The organism is Actinospica acidithermotolerans (assembly GCF_018139625.1).
Classification (GTDB): Bacteria; Actinomycetota; Actinomycetes; order Streptomycetales; family Catenulisporaceae; genus Actinospica; species Actinospica acidithermotolerans.
In genome coordinates this window covers 24,321-47,598 of sequence record NZ_JAGSOH010000050.1, presented here as the reverse complement: position 1 = coordinate 47,598, position 23,278 = coordinate 24,321, and the positions used below count along the sequence as shown (strand labels likewise).

19 protein-coding genes and 3 tRNA genes are annotated in these 23,278 nt (G+C 68.0%); 11 read left to right on the top strand and 11 right to left on the bottom strand.

The genetic code is table 11. The annotated features are described in order from the left end of the window. Nucleotides 1-43: 43 nt before the first annotated feature. Nucleotides 44-1,462, bottom strand: a complete 1,419-nt coding sequence (locus KDK95_RS17875) for a family 2B encapsulin nanocompartment shell protein (protein WP_212519330.1) — start codon at nt 1,460-1,462, stop codon at nt 44-46. A gap of 123 nt (nt 1,463-1,585) precedes the next feature. Between KDK95_RS17875 and KDK95_RS17870 the strand changes: the two genes are divergently transcribed. Together KDK95_RS17870 and KDK95_RS17865 are read left to right on the top strand one after the other, a co-directional pair. Further along, entirely contained in the window at nt 1,586-3,952 is a 2,367-nt protein-coding gene (locus KDK95_RS17870; protein WP_212519329.1) for a terpene synthase family protein, read from the top strand. Nucleotides 3,953-4,059: 107 nt separating this feature from the next. Next, nucleotides 4,060-4,644 carry a GNAT family N-acetyltransferase gene (locus KDK95_RS17865; RefSeq protein WP_212519328.1) on the top strand — a complete coding sequence of 195 codons (585 nt, stop codon included), beginning with the start codon at nt 4,060-4,062 and terminating at the stop codon, nt 4,642-4,644. Nucleotides 4,645-5,009: 365 nt separating this feature from the next. Here the strand turns inward: KDK95_RS17865 and KDK95_RS17860 are convergent, their stop codons facing one another. Together KDK95_RS17860 and KDK95_RS17855 are read right to left on the bottom strand one after the other, a co-directional pair. Beyond that, nucleotides 5,010-5,414: a DnaJ family domain-containing protein gene (locus KDK95_RS17860; protein ID WP_212519327.1), complete on the bottom strand. Its 405-nt coding sequence runs from the start codon at nt 5,412-5,414 to the stop codon at nt 5,010-5,012. Nucleotides 5,415-5,431: 17 nt separating this feature from the next. Further along, nucleotides 5,432-6,382 carry a DUF2218 domain-containing protein gene (locus KDK95_RS17855; protein WP_212519326.1) on the bottom strand — a complete coding sequence of 317 codons (951 nt, stop codon included), beginning with the start codon at nt 6,380-6,382 and terminating at the stop codon, nt 5,432-5,434. 135 nt (nt 6,383-6,517) lie between these two features. On the opposite strand from KDK95_RS17855, the gene KDK95_RS17850 reads away from it, so the two are divergent. Then, nucleotides 6,518-6,925 carry a PPOX class F420-dependent oxidoreductase gene (locus KDK95_RS17850; protein WP_212519325.1) on the top strand — a complete coding sequence of 136 codons (408 nt, stop codon included), beginning with the start codon at nt 6,518-6,520 and terminating at the stop codon, nt 6,923-6,925. Between the two features lie 537 nt (nt 6,926-7,462). On the opposite strand, the gene KDK95_RS17845 is transcribed toward KDK95_RS17850, so the two are convergent. Continuing rightward, on the bottom strand, nt 7,463-7,816 hold the full coding sequence (locus KDK95_RS17845; RefSeq protein WP_212519324.1) for an SHOCT domain-containing protein: 354 nt from the start codon (nt 7,814-7,816) through the stop codon (nt 7,463-7,465). Between the two features lie 172 nt (nt 7,817-7,988). Here KDK95_RS17845 and KDK95_RS17840 point away from each other — a divergent pair, with 172 nt between their 5' ends. Together KDK95_RS17840 and KDK95_RS17835 are read left to right on the top strand one after the other, a co-directional pair. Continuing rightward, nucleotides 7,989-9,197, top strand: coding sequence for a serine hydrolase domain-containing protein (locus KDK95_RS17840; RefSeq protein ID WP_212519323.1), 1,209 nt, complete (start codon nt 7,989-7,991; stop codon nt 9,195-9,197). Nucleotides 9,198-9,706: 509 nt separating this feature from the next. Then, nucleotides 9,707-10,120 carry an SsgA family sporulation/cell division regulator gene (locus KDK95_RS17835; RefSeq protein WP_212519322.1) on the top strand — a complete coding sequence of 138 codons (414 nt, stop codon included), beginning with the start codon at nt 9,707-9,709 and terminating at the stop codon, nt 10,118-10,120. 61 nt (nt 10,121-10,181) lie between these two features. Here the strand turns inward: KDK95_RS17835 and KDK95_RS17830 are convergent, their stop codons facing one another. Next, nucleotides 10,182-11,180, bottom strand: coding sequence for a chorismate-binding protein (locus tag KDK95_RS17830; protein WP_307844431.1), 999 nt, complete (start codon nt 11,178-11,180; stop codon nt 10,182-10,184). Between the two features lie 89 nt (nt 11,181-11,269). Beyond that, entirely contained in the window at nt 11,270-12,136 is an 867-nt protein-coding gene (locus KDK95_RS17825; RefSeq protein WP_212519320.1) for a S1 family peptidase, read from the bottom strand. 165 nt (nt 12,137-12,301) lie between these two features. Between KDK95_RS17825 and KDK95_RS17820 the strand changes: the two genes are divergently transcribed. From KDK95_RS17820 to KDK95_RS17810, 3 genes are all read left to right on the top strand, one after another. Further along, nucleotides 12,302-12,373: transfer RNA gene (locus tag KDK95_RS17820), tRNA-Gly, on the top strand. A 44-nt stretch (nt 12,374-12,417) separates the two neighbouring features. Next, nucleotides 12,418-12,488 (top strand) — tRNA-Cys (locus KDK95_RS17815). A gap of 31 nt (nt 12,489-12,519) precedes the next feature. Next, a tRNA-Val gene (locus KDK95_RS17810) sits at nt 12,520-12,591 on the top strand. A gap of 721 nt (nt 12,592-13,312) precedes the next feature. Here KDK95_RS17810 and KDK95_RS17805 read toward each other — a convergent pair. From KDK95_RS17805 to KDK95_RS17795, 3 genes are all read right to left on the bottom strand, one after another. Beyond that, nucleotides 13,313-14,553 (bottom strand): IS3 family transposase gene (locus KDK95_RS17805; protein WP_372463342.1). Its coding sequence is split into 2 segments (ribosomal slippage): nt 13,313-14,271 and nt 14,271-14,553, totalling 1,242 coding nucleotides; the frame shifts between segments, so codons are not numbered across the junction. Nucleotides 14,554-14,592: 39 nt separating this feature from the next. Continuing rightward, nucleotides 14,593-14,937, bottom strand: a complete 345-nt coding sequence (locus tag KDK95_RS17800; RefSeq protein WP_212519319.1) for a tyrosine-type recombinase/integrase — start codon at nt 14,935-14,937, stop codon at nt 14,593-14,595. Beyond that, entirely contained in the window at nt 14,934-15,575 is a 642-nt protein-coding gene (locus tag KDK95_RS17795; RefSeq protein ID WP_212519318.1) for a hypothetical protein, read from the bottom strand. The genes KDK95_RS17800 and KDK95_RS17795 overlap by 4 nt, the downstream gene beginning before the upstream one ends. Nucleotides 15,576-16,097: 522 nt before the next feature. On the opposite strand from KDK95_RS17795, the gene KDK95_RS17790 reads away from it, so the two are divergent. After that, a complete protein-coding gene (locus KDK95_RS17790) occupies nt 16,098-16,961 on the top strand; it encodes an IS5 family transposase (RefSeq protein ID WP_372463341.1) in 864 nt (287 codons plus the stop codon). Here KDK95_RS17790 and KDK95_RS17785 read toward each other — a convergent pair. Next, nucleotides 16,956-17,297: a hypothetical protein gene (locus KDK95_RS17785; protein ID WP_212519317.1), complete on the bottom strand. Its 342-nt coding sequence runs from the start codon at nt 17,295-17,297 to the stop codon at nt 16,956-16,958. The genes KDK95_RS17790 and KDK95_RS17785 overlap by 6 nt on opposite strands. A gap of 928 nt (nt 17,298-18,225) precedes the next feature. Between KDK95_RS17785 and KDK95_RS17780 the strand changes: the two genes are divergently transcribed. Further along, nucleotides 18,226-21,324, top strand: a complete 3,099-nt coding sequence (locus tag KDK95_RS17780) for a type ISP restriction/modification enzyme (RefSeq protein ID WP_212519316.1) — start codon at nt 18,226-18,228, stop codon at nt 21,322-21,324. 683 nt (nt 21,325-22,007) lie between these two features. On the opposite strand, the gene KDK95_RS17775 is transcribed toward KDK95_RS17780, so the two are convergent. After that, a complete protein-coding gene (locus KDK95_RS17775) occupies nt 22,008-22,145 on the bottom strand; it encodes a hypothetical protein (protein ID WP_212519315.1) in 138 nt (45 codons plus the stop codon). A 620-nt stretch (nt 22,146-22,765) separates the two neighbouring features. Between KDK95_RS17775 and KDK95_RS17770 the strand changes: the two genes are divergently transcribed. Continuing rightward, nucleotides 22,766-23,239, top strand: a complete 474-nt coding sequence (locus KDK95_RS17770; RefSeq protein ID WP_212519314.1) for a helix-turn-helix domain-containing protein — start codon at nt 22,766-22,768, stop codon at nt 23,237-23,239. The last annotated feature ends 39 nt before the right edge of the window (nt 23,240-23,278 follow it).

Sequence of the window (23,278 nt, the reverse complement as noted above, 5' to 3'; positions counted from 1 at the left end):
TATAAGAGACAGGAGGGGGGCCGGTTACGCCGGCGTCGGGCGCTCAGCTGTTGCCGTTGCTCACGATCTCGACGTTCTCCAGCACGCCGAGCGCGTCCGGAACCAGCACGGCCGCCGAGTAGTAAGCGCTGACCAGGTACGACATGACCGCCTGGTCGTTGATGCCCATGAAGCGCACCGAGAGCGAGGGCTGGTACTCGTCGGGGATGCCGGTCTGGTGCAGGCCGACGACGCCCTGGTTGTCCTCGCCGGTCCGCATGGCGATGATCGAGGTGGTGTGGTCCTTGCCGATCGGGATCTTGTTGCAGGGCAGCAGCGGCACGTCGCGCCACGCGGGCACGCGGTGGCCGAGGTACTCGGCACCGGCCGGATAGATGCCGGCCTTCGTGCACTGCTTCGCGAAAGCGGCGATCGCCTTCGGGTGCGCGAGCAGCACCTTCGTCTCTCGTCGGCGGGAGAGCAGTTCGTCGAGGTCGTCCGGCGTCGGCGGGCCGCTGTGCGTCTGCACGCGTTGGCGCAGGTCGGCGTTGTGCAGCAGGCCGAAATCGGTGTTGTTGACGAGCTCGTGCTCCTGGCGCTCGCGCAGGGCCTCGATCGTCAGCTTGAGCTGCTGCTCCACCTGGTTCATCGGCTGGTTGTAGAGGTCCGCGACGCGCGAATGCACGCGGAGCACCGTCTGCGCGACGGAGAGGTCGTATTCGCGGGGGCTGAGCTCGTAGTCGACGAAGGTTCCGGGCAGCGTCGGCTCGCCGTCGTGGCCCGAGGAGATCTCGATCTCGGCCTCGCCGTGCTTGTTCTGCCGCGCCTCGGTTTGCGCGAGGTAGCTGCTGACCTGCGCGGCGAGCGCGGGCGAGGCGTCCCGGACCGCGAGGAACGCGGCGCGCGGCAGCAGGAGGGCGATGACCCTCGTCTCGGCGCGTGCGGTGAACGGCCATTCGCCGGGCTCGTCGCCGGTCAGCGCGGAATCCCCGAAGTAGTCGCAGTCGCCGAGGAGCTTGAGCCGCACCTCGTTGCCGTACTTGCCGCTGGTGTGCCGGGTCACCTTGCCGTGCGCGATCAGCACGGCGTAGTCGGCCTCCGCGCCGCTCTGCGCGATGACCTCGCCCGCGGCGTACTCGCGCTGCTCGCAGCGGCCGGCCAGGTCGGCGAGGACCGCGCCGTCCGTGAAGCCGTGCAGCACGGGGAGTTCGCCGAGTTCCTCGGGGACGACGCTCACCCGGTCGCCGATGTTCGTGAAGGTCAGTTTGCCGTCGCCGACGACGAAGGACAGCCGCCGGTTGACGCGGTAGGTGCCACCGTCGACCTGCACCCAGGGCAGGACCCTGAGCAGCCAGCGGGATGAGATCCCCTGCATCTGCGGGGGCGTCTTGGTGGTGGTGGCCAGGTTCCGCGCGGCGGCGGTGCTCAGACTCTGCCGGGCTGCCTCTTCGGTGTCCGCGCTGAGCGCGGGTTCTATCGTCACGCTGCCGGACACTAGGCGGGGATTCCGCGGCCGATAAGGCCTTTTCCCGCCGCTTTACACGATCGAGTGAATACGTCAGCAGACGTGGTATGTCAGTTCTCCGATGCGGGGAGGCGTCCCCGCATGGCGCAGCCTTTCGAACTGCCCGATTTCTACGTTCCCTACCCGGCCCGGCTGAGTCCCTACGTTCAGCACGCCCGCGTGGAGTCGACCCGGTGGGCCCGCGACCTGGGCATGCTCGAGGATTCCGACGTGTGGACGGGAGAAGACCTCGCCGCGCACGACTATGCGCTCTTGTGCGGCTACACCCATCCTGATACGTCGCCCGACATGCTCACGCTCATCACCGAATGGTATGTGTGGGTTTTCTTTTTCGACGACCATTTCCTCGCGCGATTCAAGGCCGAGGGCGACCGGGCGCAGGCGCACGCCTATCTCACCCGATTGTGCGCCTTCATGGCGCCGGACCACGGTCTGGAGCCGACGAATCCGTGCGAGGCCGGCCTCGTCGATCTGTGGGAGCGCACGGCGCCGCACCGGGGCGCGGACTGGATCCGCCGGTTCACCGAGGCGACGCGTCACCTGATCATGGCCTCGATGTGGGAGCTGGACAACATCAGGGCAGCGCGGATCGCGAATCCGGTCGAGTACATCGAGATGCGGCGGCGGGTGGGTGGCGCGCCGTGGTCCGCGTGCCTCGTCGAGCACGCCGCGAACGCCGAGGTGCCGGCGGCCATCTCCCGGACGCGGCCGATGCGCGTGCTCAGCGACACGTTCTCGGACTCGATCCACTTCCGCAACGACATCTTCTCCTACCAGCGCGAGGTCGAGCAGGAGGGCGAGCTCGACAACGGCGTGCTGGTGTTCCAGGTCTTCCTGGACTGCCCGCCCCAGGAAGCCGCGGACCGTCTCAATGACCTGCTGACCTCGCGCCTGCAGCAGTTCGAGCACACGGCGCTCGTCGAAGTGCCCGCGCTGATCCTCGAATCGGGGCTGGATCCGGAGTCGTGCGCGCGGATCGCCGCGTACGTCAGGGGTCTGCAGGACTGGCAGTCGGGCGGCCACGAGTGGCACATGAGGTCGAGCCGGTACATGAACAAGGGCGGCGCGACGCGGTCGCAGAGCCCGTGGATCCTGCCCCCGGCGAGCGTCTTCAGCGTTCCCGGCCTGGGGAACGCAGCGTTCACCGTCAAGCATCTCGCGGACCGCGTACGCACGTTCGCGCACGTGCCCTACCAGCGCGTGGGCCCCTCGCAGATCCCGCACCTCGACCTGCCGTTCCCGCTGAGGCTCAACGAGCACCTCCCGACGGCTCGCGCGCACGTGACGGAGTGGTTCGGGCGGATGGGGCTGTTCGGCGACGGCCTGTGGGACTCCGCGACGCTCGAGGACTTCGACCTCGGGCTGGCCGCCGCCGGCCTCGACCCGACCGGCTCGGCCGCCGACGTGTGCCTGAGCGCTGCCTGGCTCACGTGGGGAACATACGCCGACGACTACTACCCCGCCGTCTTCGGCAGCAAGCGCGACCGGCTCGGCGCCACCCTGCAGACCGAGCGCCTCAAGATGTTCGTTCCGACGCAGGACGGAGCCGTTCCGCCGCAGCCGCAGAACGGCCTGGAGCGCGGCCTCGCCGACCTCTGGGCCAGAACGGCCGCCGACATGACCCCGTCGGCGCGCAGCCACCTGCGCAAGTCGCTCGTCGGCATGCTCGAAAGCTGGCTTTGGGAGCTCGACAACCACGCGCTGAACAAGGTCCCCGATCCGATCGATTACCTCGAGATGCGCCGCAAGTCCTTCGGCGCGGAGTTCACGACGTGCCTGGCTGCCCTCAGGCAGGGCGACCTCGTCCCGCCGGAGCTAGCGCGGCACGAGGCGATCGTGTCGCTGGAGAACAGCGCGGCCGACTACGGCCTGATGATCAACGACGTGTTCTCGTACCAGAAGGAGATCGAGTACGAGGGCGAGGTGCACAACCTCCTGCTCGTCGTGCAGACCTTCTTCGACTGCTCGTACGAGGATGCCCTGCGCATCGTGGAAGACGTGATGGCGCAACGCCTGGCCCAGTTCCAGCGCGCCGCAGACGTCGAACTCCCCCTCGCTTGCGCCGACTACGGCCTGGACGCGCAGACCCGCGCCGCCCTCGACGCGCGTGCCGCGCAGCTACGCGACTGGCTCGCCTGCCTACTCGGCTGGCATCGCCGTACCCGCCGATACCGCGAAGAGGACCTGCTGCGCCGCTACCGTCGTCCGTTGTCCATGCGAACCCCGGACAAGGGCCTAGGTGCGCCGATCCGTCCGTTGTCCACGCGAACCCCGGACGACGGCCTACACGCGCCGATCCGTCCGTTGTCCGCGGGAACCCCGAACGACGGCCTAGGTGCGCTGATCCGTCCGCTGTCCGCGGGAACCCCGAACGACGGCCTACACGCGCCGATCCTGCCGCTAAGCGAGGCTGTAGGTGCCGACGATGCCAGGTCAGCTTGGGACTGAGATTCTGACCGTAGCACCCGGCGTCGCCTGCGGGACGGGGCCGAGGCGGCGGCCGACGCACGCCACCGGCATGGGATCCACAGCCGCCGGATGAGACCATGGTCGCCGTGACGAAACCGCTGATGGTTCACCCCGGCACCGACGACGCCGTCCTAGACCAGGTCGCGGATATCATCGCCGCCGCCGTGGGCCGCCAGGAGGCCCTGGGCCTGGCCGCGCCGCTCGCCGCGGCCGACTACCGCGGGCACCTGGACGGCCTGATGAAGCACGCCGCCGTCGGCGACGCGGGCCTTGGCGTCGTCCTGGATCCGAACGGCGCCATACTCGGCACCGCGCAGTGGACCCGCAGCGGCTACCGCACCCGCCGCGTCCTAGCCGAACTGGACCGCGTCTGCGTCCAGCCCGCCGCGCGCGGCCTCGGCGTCGGACGCATGCTGGTCGGCCTCCTCGCCACCGACGCCGCCGAGCACGGCATCGAGGTCCTGGGTCTGGAGGTCCGCGGCAACAACCACGGCGCGATCGCCGTGTACGAACGCTGCGGCTTCCGCCGCACCGGCGTGATCCCCAACGCCGTCGCCGTCGACAAGGACCGCTACGACGTAGTCCTCATGCACCGCGAACTGGTCCGCCCCTCCGGCGTCCGCCTCATCGGCTCCGAACCCACCGGCGCCGGCTCCAGCAACCGCCGCTGACATCCGACCATCTGACTAACCGACCAACCGGGCAGTCGGACGATCGGAGAACCGCGCAACCGGGCATCCGGAGAACCAGGCACCAGAGAACCAATCAACCGGACGTGATTCCGGGGACCTGATCTCGTTCCGGCTGACGGGACGCTGACCAACCGGCAGCCACGCCGCCCAGGACACGATCCTGTGCATCACCGTCGCCGTCGCCGTCGCCGTCGCCGTCGCCGTCTCCGTCACGGTCACCGTCACCGTCGCCGTCACGGTCACCGTCACGGTCACCGCCGGCCGAGGCCCGACCGCCGAGCTCTCCGACGCCACCCTGTTCGTCCGGCAGTGGGCTCGGTGACGTAGAGAATCCCCGCGGGCGATCAGCGCCGGGCGCGCCAGGTCTCGACGATCTCGTCCGGCTTGAGGCGCGGGAGGATGATTGCGCGGCGGCCTTCCTGCGGGAGGGAGCGGACTGCGTCGGCGCGCTCGTTGTAGTCGTCGACGGCCTCACGGACCTCGTGCTCGGAGGAGAAGGCGGTCGCGCCGGCGCGGAGTTCGTCGGCGATCTTGCGGAGGGCCAGTACCGGCGGGATCGCGAAGGAGCCCGCGTTCTCGCGCTGCACGACCTGGTTCACCCACCAGTCGGGGCGGTACGGGACCGACTCGGATGGCAGGGGCTTGCCCTTGCCGGGCAGGTCGTCGAACTCTCCGCGCTCCTCCGCGGCCCGGATCTGCCGGTCGAGCGCGCTCTCGAACCGGCTGGCCCAATCGGCGTTCTGACTCATGTCCGAATTTTACCTGCTTATCGCCTGCGGGCGATCGTCACCCCGTCCCGCAGCGGCAGCATGACGACGTCGACGCGCCCGTCGGCGGCGAGGCGGGTATTGAGTTCGCGCATCACCACCACGTGCGACTCGGTGAACGCCGGGTCGACGACGCGGCCGCCACGCAGCACGTTGTCCAGCACGACGAGGCCGCCGGGGCGCAGCCGTCGGACGATCTCCTCGTAGTACAGCGGGTAGCTCTCCTTGTCCGCGTCGATGAAGGCGAAGTCGATCGAGGCGGTCGCGGGTAGTCCGCGGAGCGTCTCGATCGCCGGTGCGATCTTCAGATCGATCCTGTCCGCGACGCCCGCCCGCTGCCAGTATTCGCGGGCGATCGAGGTCCACTCCTCGCTTACGTCGCAGGCCAGCAGCCGTCCGCCGGGCGCAAGGCCGCGTGCGATGCAGATCGAGGAGTAGCCGGTGAACGTGCCGACCTCGACGGCGCTCTTCGCACCGACGAGCTGGACGAGCATCGTGAGGAGCGTGCCTTCGTCGTGCGAGACCTGCATGGTGGCCCGACCGCCGGTCGCCTCCCGCGTCCGCGCGATCAGTTCGCCGAGCAGGTCGTCCGGCGGCGTCGAGTTGACCAGCGCATAGTCGGCGACGGCCAAGTGCACCGGCTCGACCTCGTCGCCCGACGTCGTGGGCGACCAGTCGATCCGTACGCCCGAGCCTTCGCCCGCGAAACGCAGCAGGTGCCGCGCGACCACGTCCTTGACCGACTCCAAGCCATCAGTGTCCTGTGACGTGGCGATCAGCTCCAGGTGCCGCGCACCCGGCGCGACCACGCAGGTACCGGCGCTCAGGGTGATCGTCGCGCGGCCGTCGGCGGACTGAGCCGTCTCAGCCCGGTGGCCGAGGTGCGAGACGAGTTGCCTGGCATAGCGCGCGGGACGTTCGATGGAGACAAGGGCGGTGGCGAAGGGCATGACTCCACCGTATCTGCGGCCGTGACCGGAAGATCACCCCGTCCGGTGGCAGGAATACACCCGGATGACCTAGTGCGGCGGGGCAGCCGGGCGAATCGGGGAATCCACAGCGCCCCTGCGACGGTTTCACCGAACATGACCGACATCGACGAAGCGCGCCGCTTCCTCGCCGAGAACCACCACGGCGTGCTGGCCACCTACCGCCGCGACGGCAAGGTCCAGCAGTCCCCCGTCTCCGCCGGGATCGACGCGGCCGGCCGGGTGATCATCAGCGTCACCGAGGACCGCGCCAAGGCCCGCAACGCCCGCCGCGACCCGCGCGTCTCGCTCTGCGTCTTCAACGACGCCTTCTACGGCCGCTGGGTGCAGGTCGAGGGAACCGCCGAATTCGCCGACGGCCCGGACCGGATCGACGCCCTGGTCGACTACTACCGCATCCTGCGCGGCGAGGAGCACCCCGACTGGGACGAGTACCGCGCGACCATGGAACGGGACGACAGGGTGCTGCTTCGCTTCGAGATCGAGCGCGCTTCAGGACTCTGACGGGCAGGCGAGGTGGTCACCTGGGGAAACTCCTTACCTCACCCCCGACGTCGGCTGCTCCGGCGCGTCGGACGAACTGGTCTTGGAGGAGCTTGCCGACGCCGCTATTGGGGGGTTGGTACCGCGGGGTCGGTTACCGCGGGGTCGGTGGTCACCGCGGGGTCGGTTACCGCGGGGTCGGTGGTCACCGCGGGGTCGGTTACCGCGGGGTCGGTTACCGCGGGGTCGGTGGTCACCGCGGGGTTGGTTACCGCGGGGTTGGTCGTCTGCCACTGCGGACGTGGTGCTGGCTGCGGTCCGCGATCGGGCGTGCCTCGGGGACAGGCTGTGCCCAGGCGCCGCCGTATGTGCCAACGCTATGCGTACTCTCGCCGTAAGCGCGCCGGTCTGCACACCTCCGCCGTAAGCGCTGCCGGCCTGCACACTTCCGCCATAAGCGCTACCTGTATCCGCACTTCCGCCGTAAGCGCTACCGGTCTGCGCACTTCCGCCATAAGCGCTACCTGTATCCGCACTTCCGCCATAAGCGCTGTCGGTCTACCCCCTGACGGCCGGGCCGCGGGCGCCCGGTTCGGTGCCGGCTGCGGCGAAACCGGTCTGGCGCAGGACCTCCAGTCTGTCGCGGTACTCCTCCTCGGAGATCTCGCCGCGGGCGTAGCGCTCGGCGAGTATTCGCTCGGCGCTCTGCGCGCCGGGGCCGTGGCCCGGCCCGGGACCCGCGGCGGGCCAGACCGGCCTGGACACCATGCCAGGGCCCTGCCGACGGCCGCCGGACAGCAGCCTGATCAGCAGCAGGATCGCCATCGTGACCAGCACGACGAACAGCGCCGTACTGAAGATCGACCACAACCAGTCGCCCGTGCCGTAGCCGTACCCTGAGTGGAACGGCATCCCCATCCTCCCGTCTATGCCTCGGTACTGATACCGGTGCAACGAGCCGCCGATCTTCGCGGTTCCCCCGTTTCCGCCCTGACCGCCCTTCTTCGTTGATTCTCAGGAATTTCGGACTTCTCCGCGGAACGCCGCACGGGCGTTTGTCGGGGCGGCGGTGTTGACTTGTGCCATGGCAGCGAACGATTTCACTCCGCGGGGTCTGAGCCGCGTCCACCGCATCCTGTCGGGCTACGTCCAGCGGGGTACGGTGCCCGGTCTGGTGGCGGCGGTGGCGAAGGGCGATTCGACGCACGTCGAGGTGCTCGGGCGGCGGGACGGGGACCGCGGCGAGGCGATGAGCCGGGATTCGATCTTCCGGATCGCCTCGATGAGCAAGCCGATCACGGCCGTGGCCGCGCTGACGCTGGTGGAGGACTGCGTGCTGCGCCTCGACGATCCGGTGGACCGATTCCTGCCGGAGCTCGCCGAGATGCGCGTGCTCAAGACGCCGGCGAGCCCGCTTTCGGAGACCGTGCCCGCCGAGCGGGCGATCACGCTGCGCGATCTGCTGAGCTTCCGGGCCGGCTTCGGCCTGGTCTTCGAGCCGGACTGGCCGATCACCGCGGCGCTGGAGGAGGCCGGGGTCGCGGTCGGGCCGCCGCGGCTCAAGCCGGAGCCGACGCCGGAGCCCGACCTTTTCATGCGCCGCCTCGGCGCGCTTCCGCTGCTCTACCAGCCGGGCGAGGCGTGGCTCTACCACCAGGGCCTCGCCGTGGCCGGGGTGCTGATCGCGCGCGCGTGCGGCAGCTCGTTCCCGGAGTACCTGCACAAGCGGATCTTCGAGCCGCTGGGCATGGACGACACGGCGTTCCACGTGCCGCCGGAGAAGCAGGAGCGGCTCGTCTCGGCGTACCGCGCGGACCCGGAGTCGGGGGCGCCGGTGCTCGTCGATCCGGGCGAGAACGGGATCTGGAGCGAGCCGCCGCTGTTCCCGGACGGCGGCGGTGACCTCGTCTCGACGGTGGACGACTTTCTCGTCTTCGCGCGGATGCTGCTCGGCGGCGGCGTCTACAGCGGCACCCGGATCCTGTCCCGGCCGAGCGTCGAACTGATGACGACCGACCACCTCACCGAAGGCAACCGGCGGCACGGCGGCCTGACCCCGGGCATGTGGGACGCCGCCGGCTGGGGCTTCGGAGTGCAGATCACCACAGCGCGCACCGGGCTCGGCGCCGTCGGCCGGTACGGCTGGAACGGCGGTCTCGGCACGTCCTGGTTCAACGATCCGCGGGAGGGGCTGATCGGCATCCTGCTCACCCAGAAGCTATGGCAGGGCCCTCAACCGCCCGAGGTCTCGACGGACTTCGAGACCGGCGCGTACGCGGCGCTCGCGGCGTAGTCCGTTGCGCCGAAAGGATGTTCCGGGCGCGCCGCGCGGCGGCCGGGCCCGTCAGGGTTCGAGGTCGCCGGACCCGGCCGGATGGTTCATCAGGGTATTGGGAAGGCGCGCCGGGCGGCACCCGTCCGGACGATCCACCACCGTGTGGCGGCGACCGGGGCCGCCCCGGGATCTCCGGAGGGCGGCCGGAATCCGCCAGGTCAACCGCCGTACGTCGAGCACCGGCCGCCGCGCGCCGCGCCGGATCCGCCGCCGACCGGGTGATCTTGGCCGGCGGCGCGGCGCGCTTGCGTGCATCCCGAACATCCATAGGAGAGCATCAAGACCTGTCCGGAACGGCGCCCTCTGCCTGGCCGCGATCCGATGGGACGGACCCGGCGGCCATCAGCCCAACGGCGCAAGCCTGCGGCGTATCCCGGCCACAGGGGTTTACCGACCACGCTGCGGTGGCATCTTTGCCACGTTCCGTGCGTAACCCCAACGCACTCCTACGGGAAAGGCCGGCCGCCATGAGCACCTCGGTGACCTGTGAGCTGCAGTTGCGCCTTGTCGTCTCCAGCGAATCGTCACTACCGGTGCCGGCGGGCCTGCGATACGACTCGGCGGACCCCTACGCCGTGCACGCTTCGTTCCACACCGGCGGCAACGAGACGGTGGACTGGGTATTCGCCCGCGATCTGCTCGCCGAGGGGCTGCGACGGCCCACCGGCTGCGGCGACGTCCGCGTCTGGCCCTCGCGAAACCGCGGCCAGGGCATCGTCTGCATCGCGCTCTCCTCGCCGGAGGGCGAGGCCCTGCTGGAGGCGCCCGCGCGCGCCCTGGAGAGCTTCCTGAAGCGCACCAACGCCGCCGTGGCGCCCGGCTCCGAGCACCGGCACTACGACATCGACACCGAGCTCGCGCACCTGTTCGCGGACAACTGAACCGGCAAGGCCTCCGGATCCGGCTGCGGATCCGCGGAACCCCGTCGCGACGCGGCGGGGTTCACTTATTCGAGGCGTTGGCCAGGCCGATCAGCCGGGCGGCCTTGAGCTCGGTCTCCGCCCACTCCCGGGCCGGGTCCGAGCCCCAGGTGATCCCGGCTCCGGTGCCGAAGCGCAGCAGGCCGTGCTCGAGCCAGAAGGTGCGGATGCCGACGGCCAGCCGCGCCTGCCGCCGGTCGCCGTCCACCCAGCCGATCGCGCCGCAGTAGGGCCCGCGCGCCTCCCGTTCCAGCTCGGCGATCGTCTTGAGCGCGCTGTACTTCGGGGCGCCGGTCACCGATCCGGGCGGGAACGTCGCGTCCAGGATGCCGGGCCAGCCCTGGCCCTGCCGGATGCGCGCGGTGACCCGGGACTCCAGGTGCACCAGGCCGGGGTGCCGGCGGACGACGCACAGCTCGGGCACGTCCACGGTCCCCGGCTCGGCGACGTGCGCCAGATCGTTGCGCACCAGGTCGACGATCATCACGTTCTCGGCGGTGTCCTTGGGCAGCAGGTCCTCGGCCGTCTTCCCGGTGCCCTTGATCGGCCCGGAGGCGAGCACGTCTCCGCTGCGGGACAGGAAAAGCTCCGGCGAGGCCGAGACGACCCGCACCCCGGCGTCGGGCAGGTCCACGACCCCGGCGTACGGCGCGGGGTTCCCGGCCGCCAGCACGCGCGCGAGCCCGGCCGGCTCGGACCGGCCGGAGACCGGCGCCGTGAGCACGCGGCACAGGTTCACCTGGTAGATCCAGCCCTGGGCGATCTGCTCCCGGATCTCCCGCACGCCCTGCTCGTACGCACGGCGCCCGAGCGAGGTGCGCCACGCGCTCTCGCTCGGGCCCGACCACAGGCCGTCCGGCAGCGGCGCCACCCGGACGTCCGTGAACCGGGCGAAGGTCCACTCCCCCTCGAAGGTGCCCACCACGGCCCACCACCCGGGACCGTCGAGCACGGCCGGGTCGTGGCTCAGCTCGGCCAGCCCGGTGGCCAGCCGTCCGTCGAAGTAGGCGTAATCCCGCACGGACCCATGATCTACCACCGCGGGCCGTCGCACGCGCGCGGCTTGTGAACGCTGAGCGTACGGAGGGAATCTGCCCGGAGGACTGGCGCTCAGCCGTTGATGGTGCTCTTCACGAAGGCGTTGATCTGCTGATCGGACAGCCGCGTGTAGACGCCGGGCACACCGCGCACCGCGCAGCCGGCGCCCCAGCTGACAATCCCGACCTGCGTCCAGCCCGCGGCCCCGTCCATCACCATCAGCGGGCCGCCGCTGTCCCCCACGCACGCGTCGTGCACGCCGTCGCCGCCCGCGCAGAGCATGAGCGTGGTGTGCGCGGCGGGTTCCGAGGTGCCGTTGAAGACCGAACTGCAGGTGCTGTCGGAGTCGATCGCGACGGTCGTCTGCTGGAGCGTCGCGGGGTATTGGATCGCGCCGTTCCCGTTGACGTCCTCGGGATCGACCGAACCGTAGCCGATCACGGTCGCGACCTTTCCGGCCTGCGCGTACGCCGTATCGCCGGAGCCGGCTGGGTCGATCGCGATCGATTGAACGCCGTACGCGGGCGTCGTGAGGTGCACGAGCGCCGCGTCGTAGTCCTCCGAGTTCGCGTCGTACCGCGGGTCCACCACCGTGCGGTCCACGCTGAGCGACTCCCCCGCCGAGCCGTCCCGCGCCGCCTGGTCCACCACCGCGCTCAACTCCGACGCCGTGCGCCCGCTGACGCAGTGCGCGGCCGTCAGCACCCAGGAGGGCGCCACGAGCGTGCCGCCGCAGTAGGCGTAGCCGTTCTCCCGCAGCGACACCATGAACGGGTACTCGCCCTGGGACGCCGCGCTGCCGCCGACGATCGCCCCCGCCGGAGCCGCGCCGAACACCGTCGCCGAGGTCCCGGCCATCAGCGCGGCAAGCGAACAAAGGACCCGGCTCGCACCGCGCGCGGCGCCGCGGTGCTGGTGAAAGGGGTGATCAGGACGCATGCCCCCATCCTGACCCGACGAACCCCGAACCGCGCGCGCTTGGCCCACCCGCTCACCCGATCGAAGGACGGCCAGGCCCGGCGAGCAAAGGAATTTGATCCTGAGACGGAATCCGATACAGTTTTCCTCGTCGCCAGGAGCGCCGAACGGCAACCTGGAAGACACGCGGACGTGGCTCAGTGGTAGAGCATCACCTTGCCAAGGTGAGGGTCGCGGGTTCAAATCCCGTCGTCCGCTCGCGTGGGACTCAGGTCCCGGGTGCACCGCCACCCAAACCGCGCGGTGGAGTGGCCGAGAGGCGAGGCAACGGCCTGCAAAGCCGTGTACACGGGTTCAAATCCCGTCTCCACCTCCGCTCTCGCCTCGCGCGAGGGAGATTTCCCGGACGATTAGCTCAGCGGGAGAGCGCTTCCCTGACACGGAAGAGGTCACTGGTTCAATCCCAGTATCGTCCACTCGCATTACCGCAGGTCAAGGCCGTGGCAGCTATCAAGGTTGTCACGGCCTTTATGATTTGTGTGTGCCATTTTCACCGCTCCCCCTGCTCCCCGGGGAGCAGGGCGGGGAGCAGGTCAGATAAGTGCTCACCTGCGGGTTCGTGTGGTCGCTTTTGACGGTCGGATTCTGTTCAACCTTCCGCAACTGACCGAGTACCGTGATCGCCGCAGTGGGGGCATGTGGCAGCCGACCGCGACACGCGGACGCGAAGCGTCTCGAACCCCCGAGCCGCACCGGTAGTGCCTCCGCTCCGTGTTAATTCGTCAGGAAGGTATGGGCGGAGCTCTTCTGCGCAGGCCGCCACGGCGCGGCGCGACGCGGCATGTCAGCACGTCGGACTGCGAACCGTTTGGGTCAGGGCGTTTGCACCGCGCCTCGTGATGCAATCTCTGCGGCCGCGGCCGGCCTGCAGTTCAGTGCCTGCTGAGCGCAGTTGAGCGGTTGGCCGCCAGACCGGGCAGCACGCCTGTGACGGACATGGTGCACAACGGGCGGCCACCACCGTGGAACTGCCACCAACGGTGGCCCAACCGGCCGTATTGGGCCGTCTGCGGCTCGCTGTGAACGGCCTGCGATGGCGTGGGGCGCCGCCACGCGACTCGGCCGTACCGGATGTCGGTCGCGAGGCTAAAGCGGAGGCGAGCCGGGCGATGAACCGTACCGGGATTGGTCCAGGCTCTAGGGTTGGGGTTCTAGCTGCCGGTTTGGCTGGGTGAGGTAGAAGTTTGCCTCGTATTCGACGGGTGGGACGTGGCCTATCTCACCGTGCAGGCGGCGGTTGTTGTACCAGTCGATCCACTCGGCGGTGGCGAGTTCGACGTCCGTGAGGGTGCGCCAGGGCCCGCGTCGTTTGATCAGTTCGGTCTTGTACAGGCCGATGGTCGATTCCATCAGGGCGTTGTCGAGGGCGTCGCCGACGGTGCCGATCGAGGCCGCGATCTGTTCTGTGGCCAGGTGGGCGGCCAGGCGGAAGCTGGTGTACTGAGATCCGGCGTCGGAGTGGTGGATCAGGCCGGCGCGGTCGGCCCCGTCGCGGTCGCGCTGCCACAGGCCCATCTCGAGCGCGCCGAGCACGAGCGGTGTCGCCCTGCTGGTCGCGGCCGACCAGCCCACGATGCGGCGGGAGAAGGTGTCGAGGGCGAACGCGACGTACACCGTGCCCGAGAACGCGGCGACGTAGGTGAAGTCGGCCACCCACACCCGGTTCGGCGCCGAGGCGACGAAGTTGCGTTTGACCAGGTCCGGTGCACGCTCGTGCGCCGGGTCCGGCACGGTGGTGCGCACCTTCTTGCCGCGTACCGCACCGGACAGTTCGAGCTCGCGCATCAGCCGCTCGACCGTGCAGCGGGCCACCGCCTGGCCGCGGCGGTGAAGCTCGCGCCAGATCTTGCGGGCGCCGTACACGCCGTAGTTCTCCTCGTGCACGGCCGTGATCAGCTGCTTGAGTTCGGCATCGCGCACGGCGCGGGCCGAGGGCAGGCGCTTTTTGAAGTGGTAGTACGTAGAGGGGTCGATGCTGCAGCCGTGCGCGGTGAGCGTCCTGCAGATCGGCTCGACGCCGCCGAAGCGGTCCCGGTACTCGTCGATGAAGCTCACGAGCGCGTGTGTGGCCGGTCGAGCTCGGCCGCGAAGAAAGCCGAGGCCGCCTTCAAGATCTCATTAGCCCGGCGCAGCTCCGCGTTCTCCCGCTTCCGACGCTTGATCTCCTCGGCCTCCGAGGTCGTGACACCGGGCCGCTCACCGGCATCGACCTCGGCCTGGCGCACCCAGTTCCGCAACGACTGAGCGGTCCCGATCCCCAGCTTCGCCGCGATCGACTTGATCGCCGCATCCCGCGACGGGTACTGATCCTCGGTCTCGAGCACCAGACGCACGGCCCGGTCACGAAGATCCCGCGGATACGGCTTCGACTTGTTCACCATAACGGACTCGATCCTTCCAAAAAGATCGAGCCTGGATCAACCCCGGTACGGTTCATTGTGCAGGAGGGTGGCCGGTTTGACACCCTTCGCTTGTTGGCTCGCGACCCACGCGCGTACGTCGGATGCGGTGATGGCCGTCAGGGGCATGCCTCCGAACGTCGGGATCAGGTGGCGGTGCAGAACGTAGATGTAGGTCTGCCGGGTTACGGCCTCGATCACGTGGTGCGGCAGCCAGAACGATTCGGCATAGACGCTGAACGTCACGTCGTGCGGCACAGTCGACACCGCGTCGACTGCAGCGCCGGGCACTTCAATGGAGGAGGGCTGCGATCCCGCCGCGGCATGTGCGCGGGTTTCAGCGGCCCGGGCAGGAGGTGTCATGGCGTCTCCAAAGCGGATGTGATCGGTGCATCGCGGTAGCGGTGAAGCTCGTCGGCGCTAGGCTCGGGGATATCGGGAATCGTCAGTGCCTGCCGGGTTGGATCGATGTGGTCGGCGTGCCCCAAGGCCCAGGTAATCCACCTCGCTGTATCGACCTGGTCCGGCTCGTCGGCGGTGCGCTGCACGCGGGCGCACAGAGCTCGGATCTGTTCGGCCAAGTGCCAGGCTGCAGCGTGCTCACGCAGCACGCCGATGGCGTAGTCGCGGGCGTAGGCGGCCCGATACCTGGCGATCTCGGTTTGCCGCATGATCTCTGCTTCGCGGGCGAGGTGCTCGCGTTCTTGACGGCGCCGCTCGGCCTGCCCGGCGTGCTCTTCCAAGCGGGCGAACACGTCGGTGAGCTTTTGCTCCAGACGGGTGCGCTTGCCATCGACCCAGACGCGGCGGCCGGAGTAGACGCCGTCGAGTTTGAGGGTCAGAATCCCGCCGTGCTCAACCAGCAAGATTCGGTACTCGTGTCCGAACACGACGATGCCAACGGTGTGCGGGCGGTCGACCGGTGACGGCGCACGGATCGTATGGCCGCGAGCCTCAGCTTCGATGAGGATTACGTTCAATACCCGCAGAGCTCGCGGCATTGCGCGCGGCGGTATCGCCGGCAGGCGCGGATCAGGCCGAGGTCCGCAGCCAGCCGGTCCGGATAGAGCGCGAAGTTGAGAAACAAGCGGATGAGTCCGTCGTGTCTTGGGTCGCGCCGCCGGTGCGCTGACGCACGGTTCGGCGGCCGCGTCCGGCTGTGTCGCCGGCTTCGCCTCGACGGCGATGACTACGTCTCCGTGCCGCCGACCGGTGTGATGCAGCCGGTGCCCGGCCTGGAGCGCGGTCTGGATCAGCCCAAGCAGTGTGGCCCGAGTATCCGCGTCGGGATCTGCGAACCGTAGAGATCCTCCGGCGGCGCGCACCTGCGCCACGAGTGCTGCTGCCTGCGATACTGCGGCCGTATTCCTGGGCGCCCTAGGCCGTGTCTTCAAAGGGGGTCGTGGCGTGATGTTGCTGGTCACGGTCTGATTGCTGCGGCGTGTCGCAGCGTACGTATAGGTGAGGTCTCCGGTAGGTGAGTCGTCGACCAAGAAGACTGCCACCACAACCGGAGACCTCGCGTGCAGACGATACCTGCTGGCGCCCGCTTTGACCTGACCGACGCCCAGTGGGCGGTGTTGGTGCCATTGCTGCCGGCCCCGGCGGGCCGTCCTCCGGTTCATCCGCGACGGCGGTTGATCGACGGAGTGCGCTGGCGCGTGCGTGTCGGCGCACCCTGGCGCGACGTGCCCGAACGCTACGGCCCCTGGCAGAGCGTGTACACGTTCTTCCGCCGCTGGCAGTTGGCCGGAGTGTGGGCGACGCTGGTCACCGCTCTGCAAGCACGTGCGGATGCCGACGGGCTGATCACCTGGGACGTCTCGGTCGACTCCACGACCGTACGAGCGCACCAGCACGCCGCGGGAGCCCGGCGGGACGTGGCCGTTGCGGGCGAGCCTGAGGATCATGCGCTCGGGCGCTCGCGCGGGGGATGGACCACGAAGCTGCACGTAGCCTGCGAGCAGGGCCGCAAGCTGATGTCGCTGATGCTTACCGGCGGCCAGCGCGGTGATAGCCCGCAGTTCATCCCCCTGCTCGAGCGCATCCGCGTTCCGCGCCTGGGTCCCGGCCGTCCGCGCACCCGCCCGCAGCGGGTGCTGGCTGACAAGGCGTACGCGTCCCGGGCCAATCGCGCCTACCTGCGCCGACGCGGAATCCGGGGCACCATCCCGATCAAGGCCGACCAGGCGGCCAACCGGCGCAAGCGCGGCAGCAGCGGCGGGCGCGAGTACGCCTTCGAGCCCGAGCACTATAAGCAGCGTCACGCGGTCGAGTGCGGGATCAACAAGCTCAAGCGGCACCGCGCGGTGGCCACAAGGTACGACAAGCTCGCCGTACGCTACGAGGCCACCGCGCAGATCGCCGCCATCAACGACTGGCTATGACCAGCTTTGAAGACACGGCCTAGCCACGCTTTCCGACGTATTCGTCGACGGGCACGTGCCTGGCTCAACCGCAAGATGCTCATAGCAAAGCCGACCGGCGATGGTCGGCTGTGCGACCCACATCCCGTCGGCCCACTTGGTCTCCACCAACCCGCGCCGGCGCAGCGCATAGACACTGGGAGCCAACGCCGACTCGCGCGAGGTCACCGGCTCCCCACCACGCACGATCCTCTGCAACACCGCAATCTGACGCGCATTGAGGCATTCTCTCGATCCCCGAAGAACTTGCTGGCGCTCGGCCTTCGGCTGATGCTGGCGGTCCTCGTCGTCGTTCATCACGAAGATCTTGCTCGGTCCAGCATGCCTCCAACCGACAAATTTCGTGGACCACTCGATGGTGCGGTCAGTCTGGAAGGCGCATCAAATCACCGGTGCGGAGCGTCGAACCAGCCGGATTTCTGGAGGTTCGCGGGAACTCGTGTTGCATCAGCCGTCGGAGGGGCGTCAAAATGCGTCCATTTGCCGCTGCTGGACTCTGGGTCACGGAGTGTTCTCGGCTTGCTGGCGGCGCAGGACGACGGCTTTAGTAACAAGGTCGACATCGGTTGCTTTCCAGCCGGCGGCCGCCCTACCCCACAGCCTGAGAGCCCGCGCCACCGCAGGCAATCCGAACCTCGGAAACACTTGACGCGCTCTGCGATTCCCGCTCCCCGAATATCCTGAACCTTCGGCATTTCGCCGGGCTCACCACCGCTCGCAGGACAAGAGCCGGCATGACCACCGGCTTCGCCGACCAAGCAAACCGTCCGCGCTCCATCGACTCCAGAATCGCTCAACCGCTTATTCCACAACGACAACAAGCAGTTATGATCCGTCACAGAGTGACAGGGAGCCGGTTGACGTGCACTCGAAGATCAGCGGTCGTCAGCCGAGGCCAAACATCTCTGTGCTCGCGATCTCCCCCACTCGCCCCCGCCAACATCACCAGTCCCAGCGCAGCATGTCAACGTGACCTGACTAATCAACAGCCAAGCGGGGAAGGTTCCTGATACAGGAAGGTCTGGGGGGTGGTCTCACGGTTGCTACTGACAGATTTGCGACGCTCGTCTCCGCGGCGGTCGCCCACTTCGGATCGACGGTAGCCCCCAAGCTGCAAGGTCCAGGTGCTGCCGAAGATCAACTCCGCGGCCCTACCGAAGTCCTGATCCGGCAGGTGGCAGAGGGCTTGGGGCTTGGAGCTGTTCTCCACGGCGAGGTCCATCTCGTGGATTTGCAGGCGCGGCCGGACTACGCGGTGGACGTCGCGGGCGCCACCGTTGGCTACATTGAAATAAAGAGGCCGGGCAAGGGTGCTTGTCCGGACGCGTTCACCGGGCATGACGCGCGGCAGTGGGCGAAGTTGCGTCTGCTGCCCAATGTGCTATACACCGACGGAAATGAATGGGCCGTATACCGCTCAGGCCTACTGGTTGGAACGATAGCGCAGCTCAATGCGCATGTGGCTCGCGCCGGCAGCCGGCTTGCACCGGTTGATGACGCATTCGCCCGCGTGATCACCGACTTCCTCTGCTGGCGTCCGCAGCCGCCCCGAAGCATTAGCCAGCTCGTGCGCGCTGTAGCAGGACTGTGTCAACTCCTGCGCTCCGAGGTTCGCACCGCGCTCGCCCTCGAGGGAGCCGGTCACAGAAGTCCTCTGTTTAGCTTGCTGGCACAGGATTGGAGGAATCTTCTGTTCCCTGACGCGAGCGACGCCTCTTTCGCGGATCAGTTCGCGCAGACGGTGACGTTCGCACTTCTCCTGGCACGGGTTGAAGGGATCGCCTTCGACGGGGAGGACTTGGGCTCGATCGCCAAGAAGCTCGGAAAGAAGCACTCGGTCATGGGCAAGGCACTGGCGGTCTTGACCGATGATCCAGATGGCGGCTTGCAGGTCACGCTCGAAACACTACTGTACGTTATCGGCGCGGTCGACTGGGATCGCTTGGATGAGAACAGCAACGCCGCCTACCTGCTGCTCTACGACCAGTTCTTGGCGGTCTACGACGCGGAGCTGCGCAAGAAGACCGGCTCGTACTACACCCCTGACCCAGTAGTCGCGTTCATGGTGCGGTTCACCGATCAGATTCTCAAACACCGGCTACAACAGTCGGAAGGCTTCGCCTCGCCCGACGTTGTTGTCGTTGACCCCGCCATGGGCACCGGCACCTTTCTCGCGCACGTCATCGAGCACGCCGCGGCCACGGTCGCCAAGGCAGAGGGGCAAGGCGCTGTCGGCCCGCATGTGCGCGAGCTCGCCATGCGGCGCCTGGTCGGCTTCGAGCGGCAGATCGGACCCTACGCGGTTGCCGAGATGCGTCTGCATGAAGCGCTACGCCACCACGGCTCCGAGGCCCCGGACCGAGGAATGCGCATCTACGTCGCAGACACTCTCGACGATCCGTACGTGGAGCAGACGGAACTCGGCAGGACTTACGAGCCGATCGCCCGCTGCCGCCGCGCCGCGAACAGGCTCAAGCGGGAAGAGCCGGTCATGGTAATAATCGGCAACCCGCCGCATGACAAAGCGAGCCGGGGAGCCGGAAAATGGGTCGAACACGGATCCGACGGCACGGGGCGCATCCCACTCGACGCCTTCCGTGCCGCGGGAAACGGCCGATATGAGTACGTGCTCAGCAATCTCCATGTCTACTTCTGGCGCTGGGCCACCTGGAAGGTCTTCGACCACCACCCGACCTCACCTACCGGCATCGTCGCGTTCATCAGCCCGTCCGCGCACCTCACCAGCCGCGGGTTCGCCGGCATGCGCGAGTACCTACGGCGTACGGCCGACGAGGGATGGATAATCGACCTCTCCCCTGAGGGTCACCAGCCCGACGTCGCGACACGGATCTTTCCCGGCGTGCAACAGCCACTCAGCATTGGAATCTTCGCCCGCTATGGACCGCCCACTTCCGACCGACCCGCTCGCCTGCACTACACGGCAGTGACTGGACACCGCGACCACAAGCACCGGCGCCTCACCGAACTCGCGCTCGACAGCCCATGCTGGGCCGAGTGCCCCACCGCTTGGCACAGCGCCTTCCTTCCAGAAGACGACACCGAATGGAACAACTCACCAGCCCTCAGTGACCTATATCCCTGGAATTCACGCGGCGTGACACCCGGACGCACCTGGGTGCGCTCCCCCGACCGGCAGACACTCCAGGACCGCTGGAACACCCTGCTCGCCGCAGACGGCGACCGGCGCAGAGAACTTTTCATCGAAGCGCGCGACCGCAAACTAGACACAGTCGTTGAACCACTGCCGGGCATCCCACCCCACCATGGCCCGCTAAGCCGCGAGTCCGGCCCTCCCCCAGCGCCGGTCCGAGTTGCTTTCCGCTCCTTTGACCGCCAGTGGCTCATACCAGACAACCGTGTCCTGACCGTGCCCAGGCCCGACCTCTGGCGCGCCCGCGGTACGCATCAGATGTTCATCACAGAACAGAACGCGCACCCAATCACCGAAGGACCCGGCCTGACCTTCAGCGCTCACATCCCCGACATGGACCATTACAACGGTCGCAGCGGACGCGTCCTTCCGCTCTACCGCGATGCACAGGCGACCCGCCCGAACCTGGCTCCTGGACTCCTCATCCACCTATCGGAGCGGCTCGGGATTCAGCTCACCGCGCACGATATGCTCGCGTACATCGCTGCGACCGTCGCCCACCCCGGCTACACGCGTAGGTTTCAGGAGCAGCTGAAGGTCCCCGGCATCCGTATACCGTTGAGTGCGAACCCGGCGCTCTGGCACGAAGCAATCGCCATAGGCAGCGAGGTGCTTTGGCTGCACACCTACGGCGAGCGCTACGCGGATCCAGACTCCGGTCGCCCGGCCGGCATCCCGTGGCTTCCAGCCGACGAACGCCCCAAGGTCGAAGCAACCATCCCCGACAGCCAGCAGGACATGCCTCAGACCATCGCCTACACGGCTGAAACCTTAAGCCTCTGCGTCGGGTCCGGCCGCATCTCACCGGTATCACCACAAGCGTGGGCCTATCAGGTCTCCGGTATGCCGATCATCAAAAAGTGGTTCGGCTACCGCTGTAAGACCCCCGCTGGCCGCACCTCCTCACAGCTGGACGCGATCAACCCTCCCACCTGGTCTCCGGCCTTTACGACCGAACTGCTCGCACTATTGAACGTCCTCGAACGGCTCGTACGCATCGAACCCGATCAAGATCAATTGCTCGAGCGTGTATGCGGCGAAACGCTGATCTCGACGCATGAGCTCGAGCAGGCGGGCGTGTTGCCCGCTCCGCCCTCTAGCAGTAAGCCGTTCAAAGAGTACGGCGACACCCTCTTCGATCTGCCAGGCTGACAGCGCATGTGGCCCACGACGCGCGGCATCCCACACGACCCGACACGAGCTGGAGGAAGACTGGAAACGGACATCATGGACTTCCGCTGGCGGCGCGCACCGAAGCCCGGCTGCCCTCCGACAAGGGCTTTCTCAAGCTCGCCGGTAAGGAAGAATATATGGCCGCTGTGGCGGAGTTGCGCCCGCGCTCCCCACATCGAGGAGTCTCAACGAGGAAGTCAAGGTACCCGCCAGCTGTGGAGTATGTCGTCGGGACACCGCTGACTATCGACACCTTCTGGTGTCCGACTCCCGACCGTTGCCGGAACTCATCGACAAGTACTGCTGCTACCCGTAGACAAAGCCACCTCTCCCGTGTGCACGGCCGCGTCAAGATCCTGGCGGTCGACGCTCGCCATCGCCGCGGCCGCTTCGGCACCGATCTGTGCGAGCCCTCTTTCAGCCATGCGCGACCACGGAGCCGTGTACGTCGAGAACGGAACCGGCGGCGACGCGTTTCATCCGGTGGTCAGAGCGTTATGCGAAAGCGTCGGCTGCGTTAAGTGGCCCTGAGGCCGTGTACGTGGCGAATTCCAGGCCCCACGCACACCTGCGCCTGCCGGTCGGAAATTCGTCGCCATGACGGATTTCCGACCGGGCACCGTCCACCCGCCGATCACGATAAGAACTCGGAACAGCTAACTTCACGCCGAGAGATGCGTTGACCTGCTGCAGAGATTGTAGCTGGCGGTGCCGTACTCGACCCACGCCGGCTGTGCCGCCGCGTCCTCGGCGGAATGATGTTCGGTCAGCGGCGGCAGGCGCGCCTCGTCATCGGTCACCGTGCCGCGTGCGGGCGTCGTCGGGCATGCCTGCGTGGCCGGATTGGCGTGATGTGCGACTGGCGCTGTGGGCAACCTGCCCGCGATGGCTGCTGTCGCGGCGGCGTGGTGGTGCGGGCCCGGTGCGGCAGCGTCCTGGCTCGCTGTCCATCCGGATGCGGCCACGGCCACTGCCGCTGCGGCGACGGCACAAGTCGTACGTATGGAGCGCATCTCTTGGTGATTCTCCTGTTCGTTCCCTGATTAGCGGCGCTCAGCCTAGCGCCTGGTGGGGGGTGGGTAGTGCCGATCCATGACCTGGTTCGATGCGGCAAATGCGCAGGCAAGAGAGAGATGATATTGATTTCTCTGCCTACATGGATCTTCGGGTGGCGGCGGAAGCACGGTAGTGATTGGCGGCGCGTACGCGCGGTTGCGCGCCGGTCGCATTGCTGGGCAAATCGGGCTGGGCGTCTTCAGCACCGAGCCCGATATGCGTACGATGGCGTCCGAGTGCCGCGGACCGACGAAAGGGGGGCAGCCCGTGCGATCATTGCGAGCCATCGTTGTGCGCGGCGCCCCGAACCGCGGGCGGGTGGTGGAGTGGACAGGGCTTAACGAAGGCCGATGTATTGATTGACGTGGATCCGGTCGCGCGGGACCGGGCGGTACGGTGGATGGCCGAGTTGCGCGCCGCCCGGTATTCGGCGGGTTTTACGCAGCAGGACGTTGCTACGGCCCTGGGTGTGCGCAAGTCGACGGTGAACCAGTGGGAGAACGGCCACTTGGCGTCCTGGGAGCGCTTTTGTGCGGAGGGTCGCGAGATCGGCGTGCGGCTCGTCGTTGTCGACCAGAACGGGTGCGTGCGCGACGGACTCGCGGAGGTTGTGGCCGGCGAACCTTGGGCGCGCACGGAATTGCGGCGGCTCGCCGGCGTGCTGCGCGGCGAGCGCAAAGGCGCGGGGCGGTCCCGGGCCTCGCTCGCTGCCGAGGTCGGGGTGTCGCTGTGGTCCTTTGCCCATCTGGAGCGCGGCCAGCTCAACCCGAGGCTGGTCGTGCTTTCGGCATGGGTCGGATCGCTCAAATGCGACATTCGGTGGCAGCCCGTAGTTTGACGCCTTATTGCGCCGGAAATATTAAGTAGTCGAGTTCTG

Coding starts and splice junctions, on each gene's coding strand:
- KDK95_RS17845 (WP_212519324.1), bottom strand. CDS start 7,816: ATGCCGTTCCACTCAGGGTACGGCTACGGCACGGGCGACTGGTTGTGG.
- KDK95_RS17795 (WP_212519318.1), bottom strand. CDS start 15,575: ATGCCGCGAGCTCTGCGGGTATTGAACGTAATCCTCATCGAAGCTGAG.
- KDK95_RS17850 (WP_212519325.1), top strand. CDS start 6,518: ATGACCGACATCGACGAAGCGCGCCGCTTCCTCGCCGAGAACCACCAC.
- KDK95_RS17835 (WP_212519322.1), top strand. CDS start 9,707: ATGAGCACCTCGGTGACCTGTGAGCTGCAGTTGCGCCTTGTCGTCTCC.
- KDK95_RS17855 (WP_212519326.1), bottom strand. CDS start 6,382: ATGCCCTTCGCCACCGCCCTTGTCTCCATCGAACGTCCCGCGCGCTAT.
- KDK95_RS17785 (WP_212519317.1), bottom strand. CDS start 17,297: ATGAACGACGACGAGGACCGCCAGCATCAGCCGAAGGCCGAGCGCCAG.
- KDK95_RS17870 (WP_212519329.1), top strand. CDS start 1,586: ATGGCGCAGCCTTTCGAACTGCCCGATTTCTACGTTCCCTACCCGGCC.
- KDK95_RS17825 (WP_212519320.1), bottom strand. CDS start 12,136: ATGCGTCCTGATCACCCCTTTCACCAGCACCGCGGCGCCGCGCGCGGT.
- KDK95_RS17840 (WP_212519323.1), top strand. CDS start 7,989: ATGGCAGCGAACGATTTCACTCCGCGGGGTCTGAGCCGCGTCCACCGC.
- KDK95_RS17800 (WP_212519319.1), bottom strand. CDS start 14,937: ATGACACCTCCTGCCCGGGCCGCTGAAACCCGCGCACATGCCGCGGCG.
- KDK95_RS17860 (WP_212519327.1), bottom strand. CDS start 5,414: ATGAGTCAGAACGCCGATTGGGCCAGCCGGTTCGAGAGCGCGCTCGAC.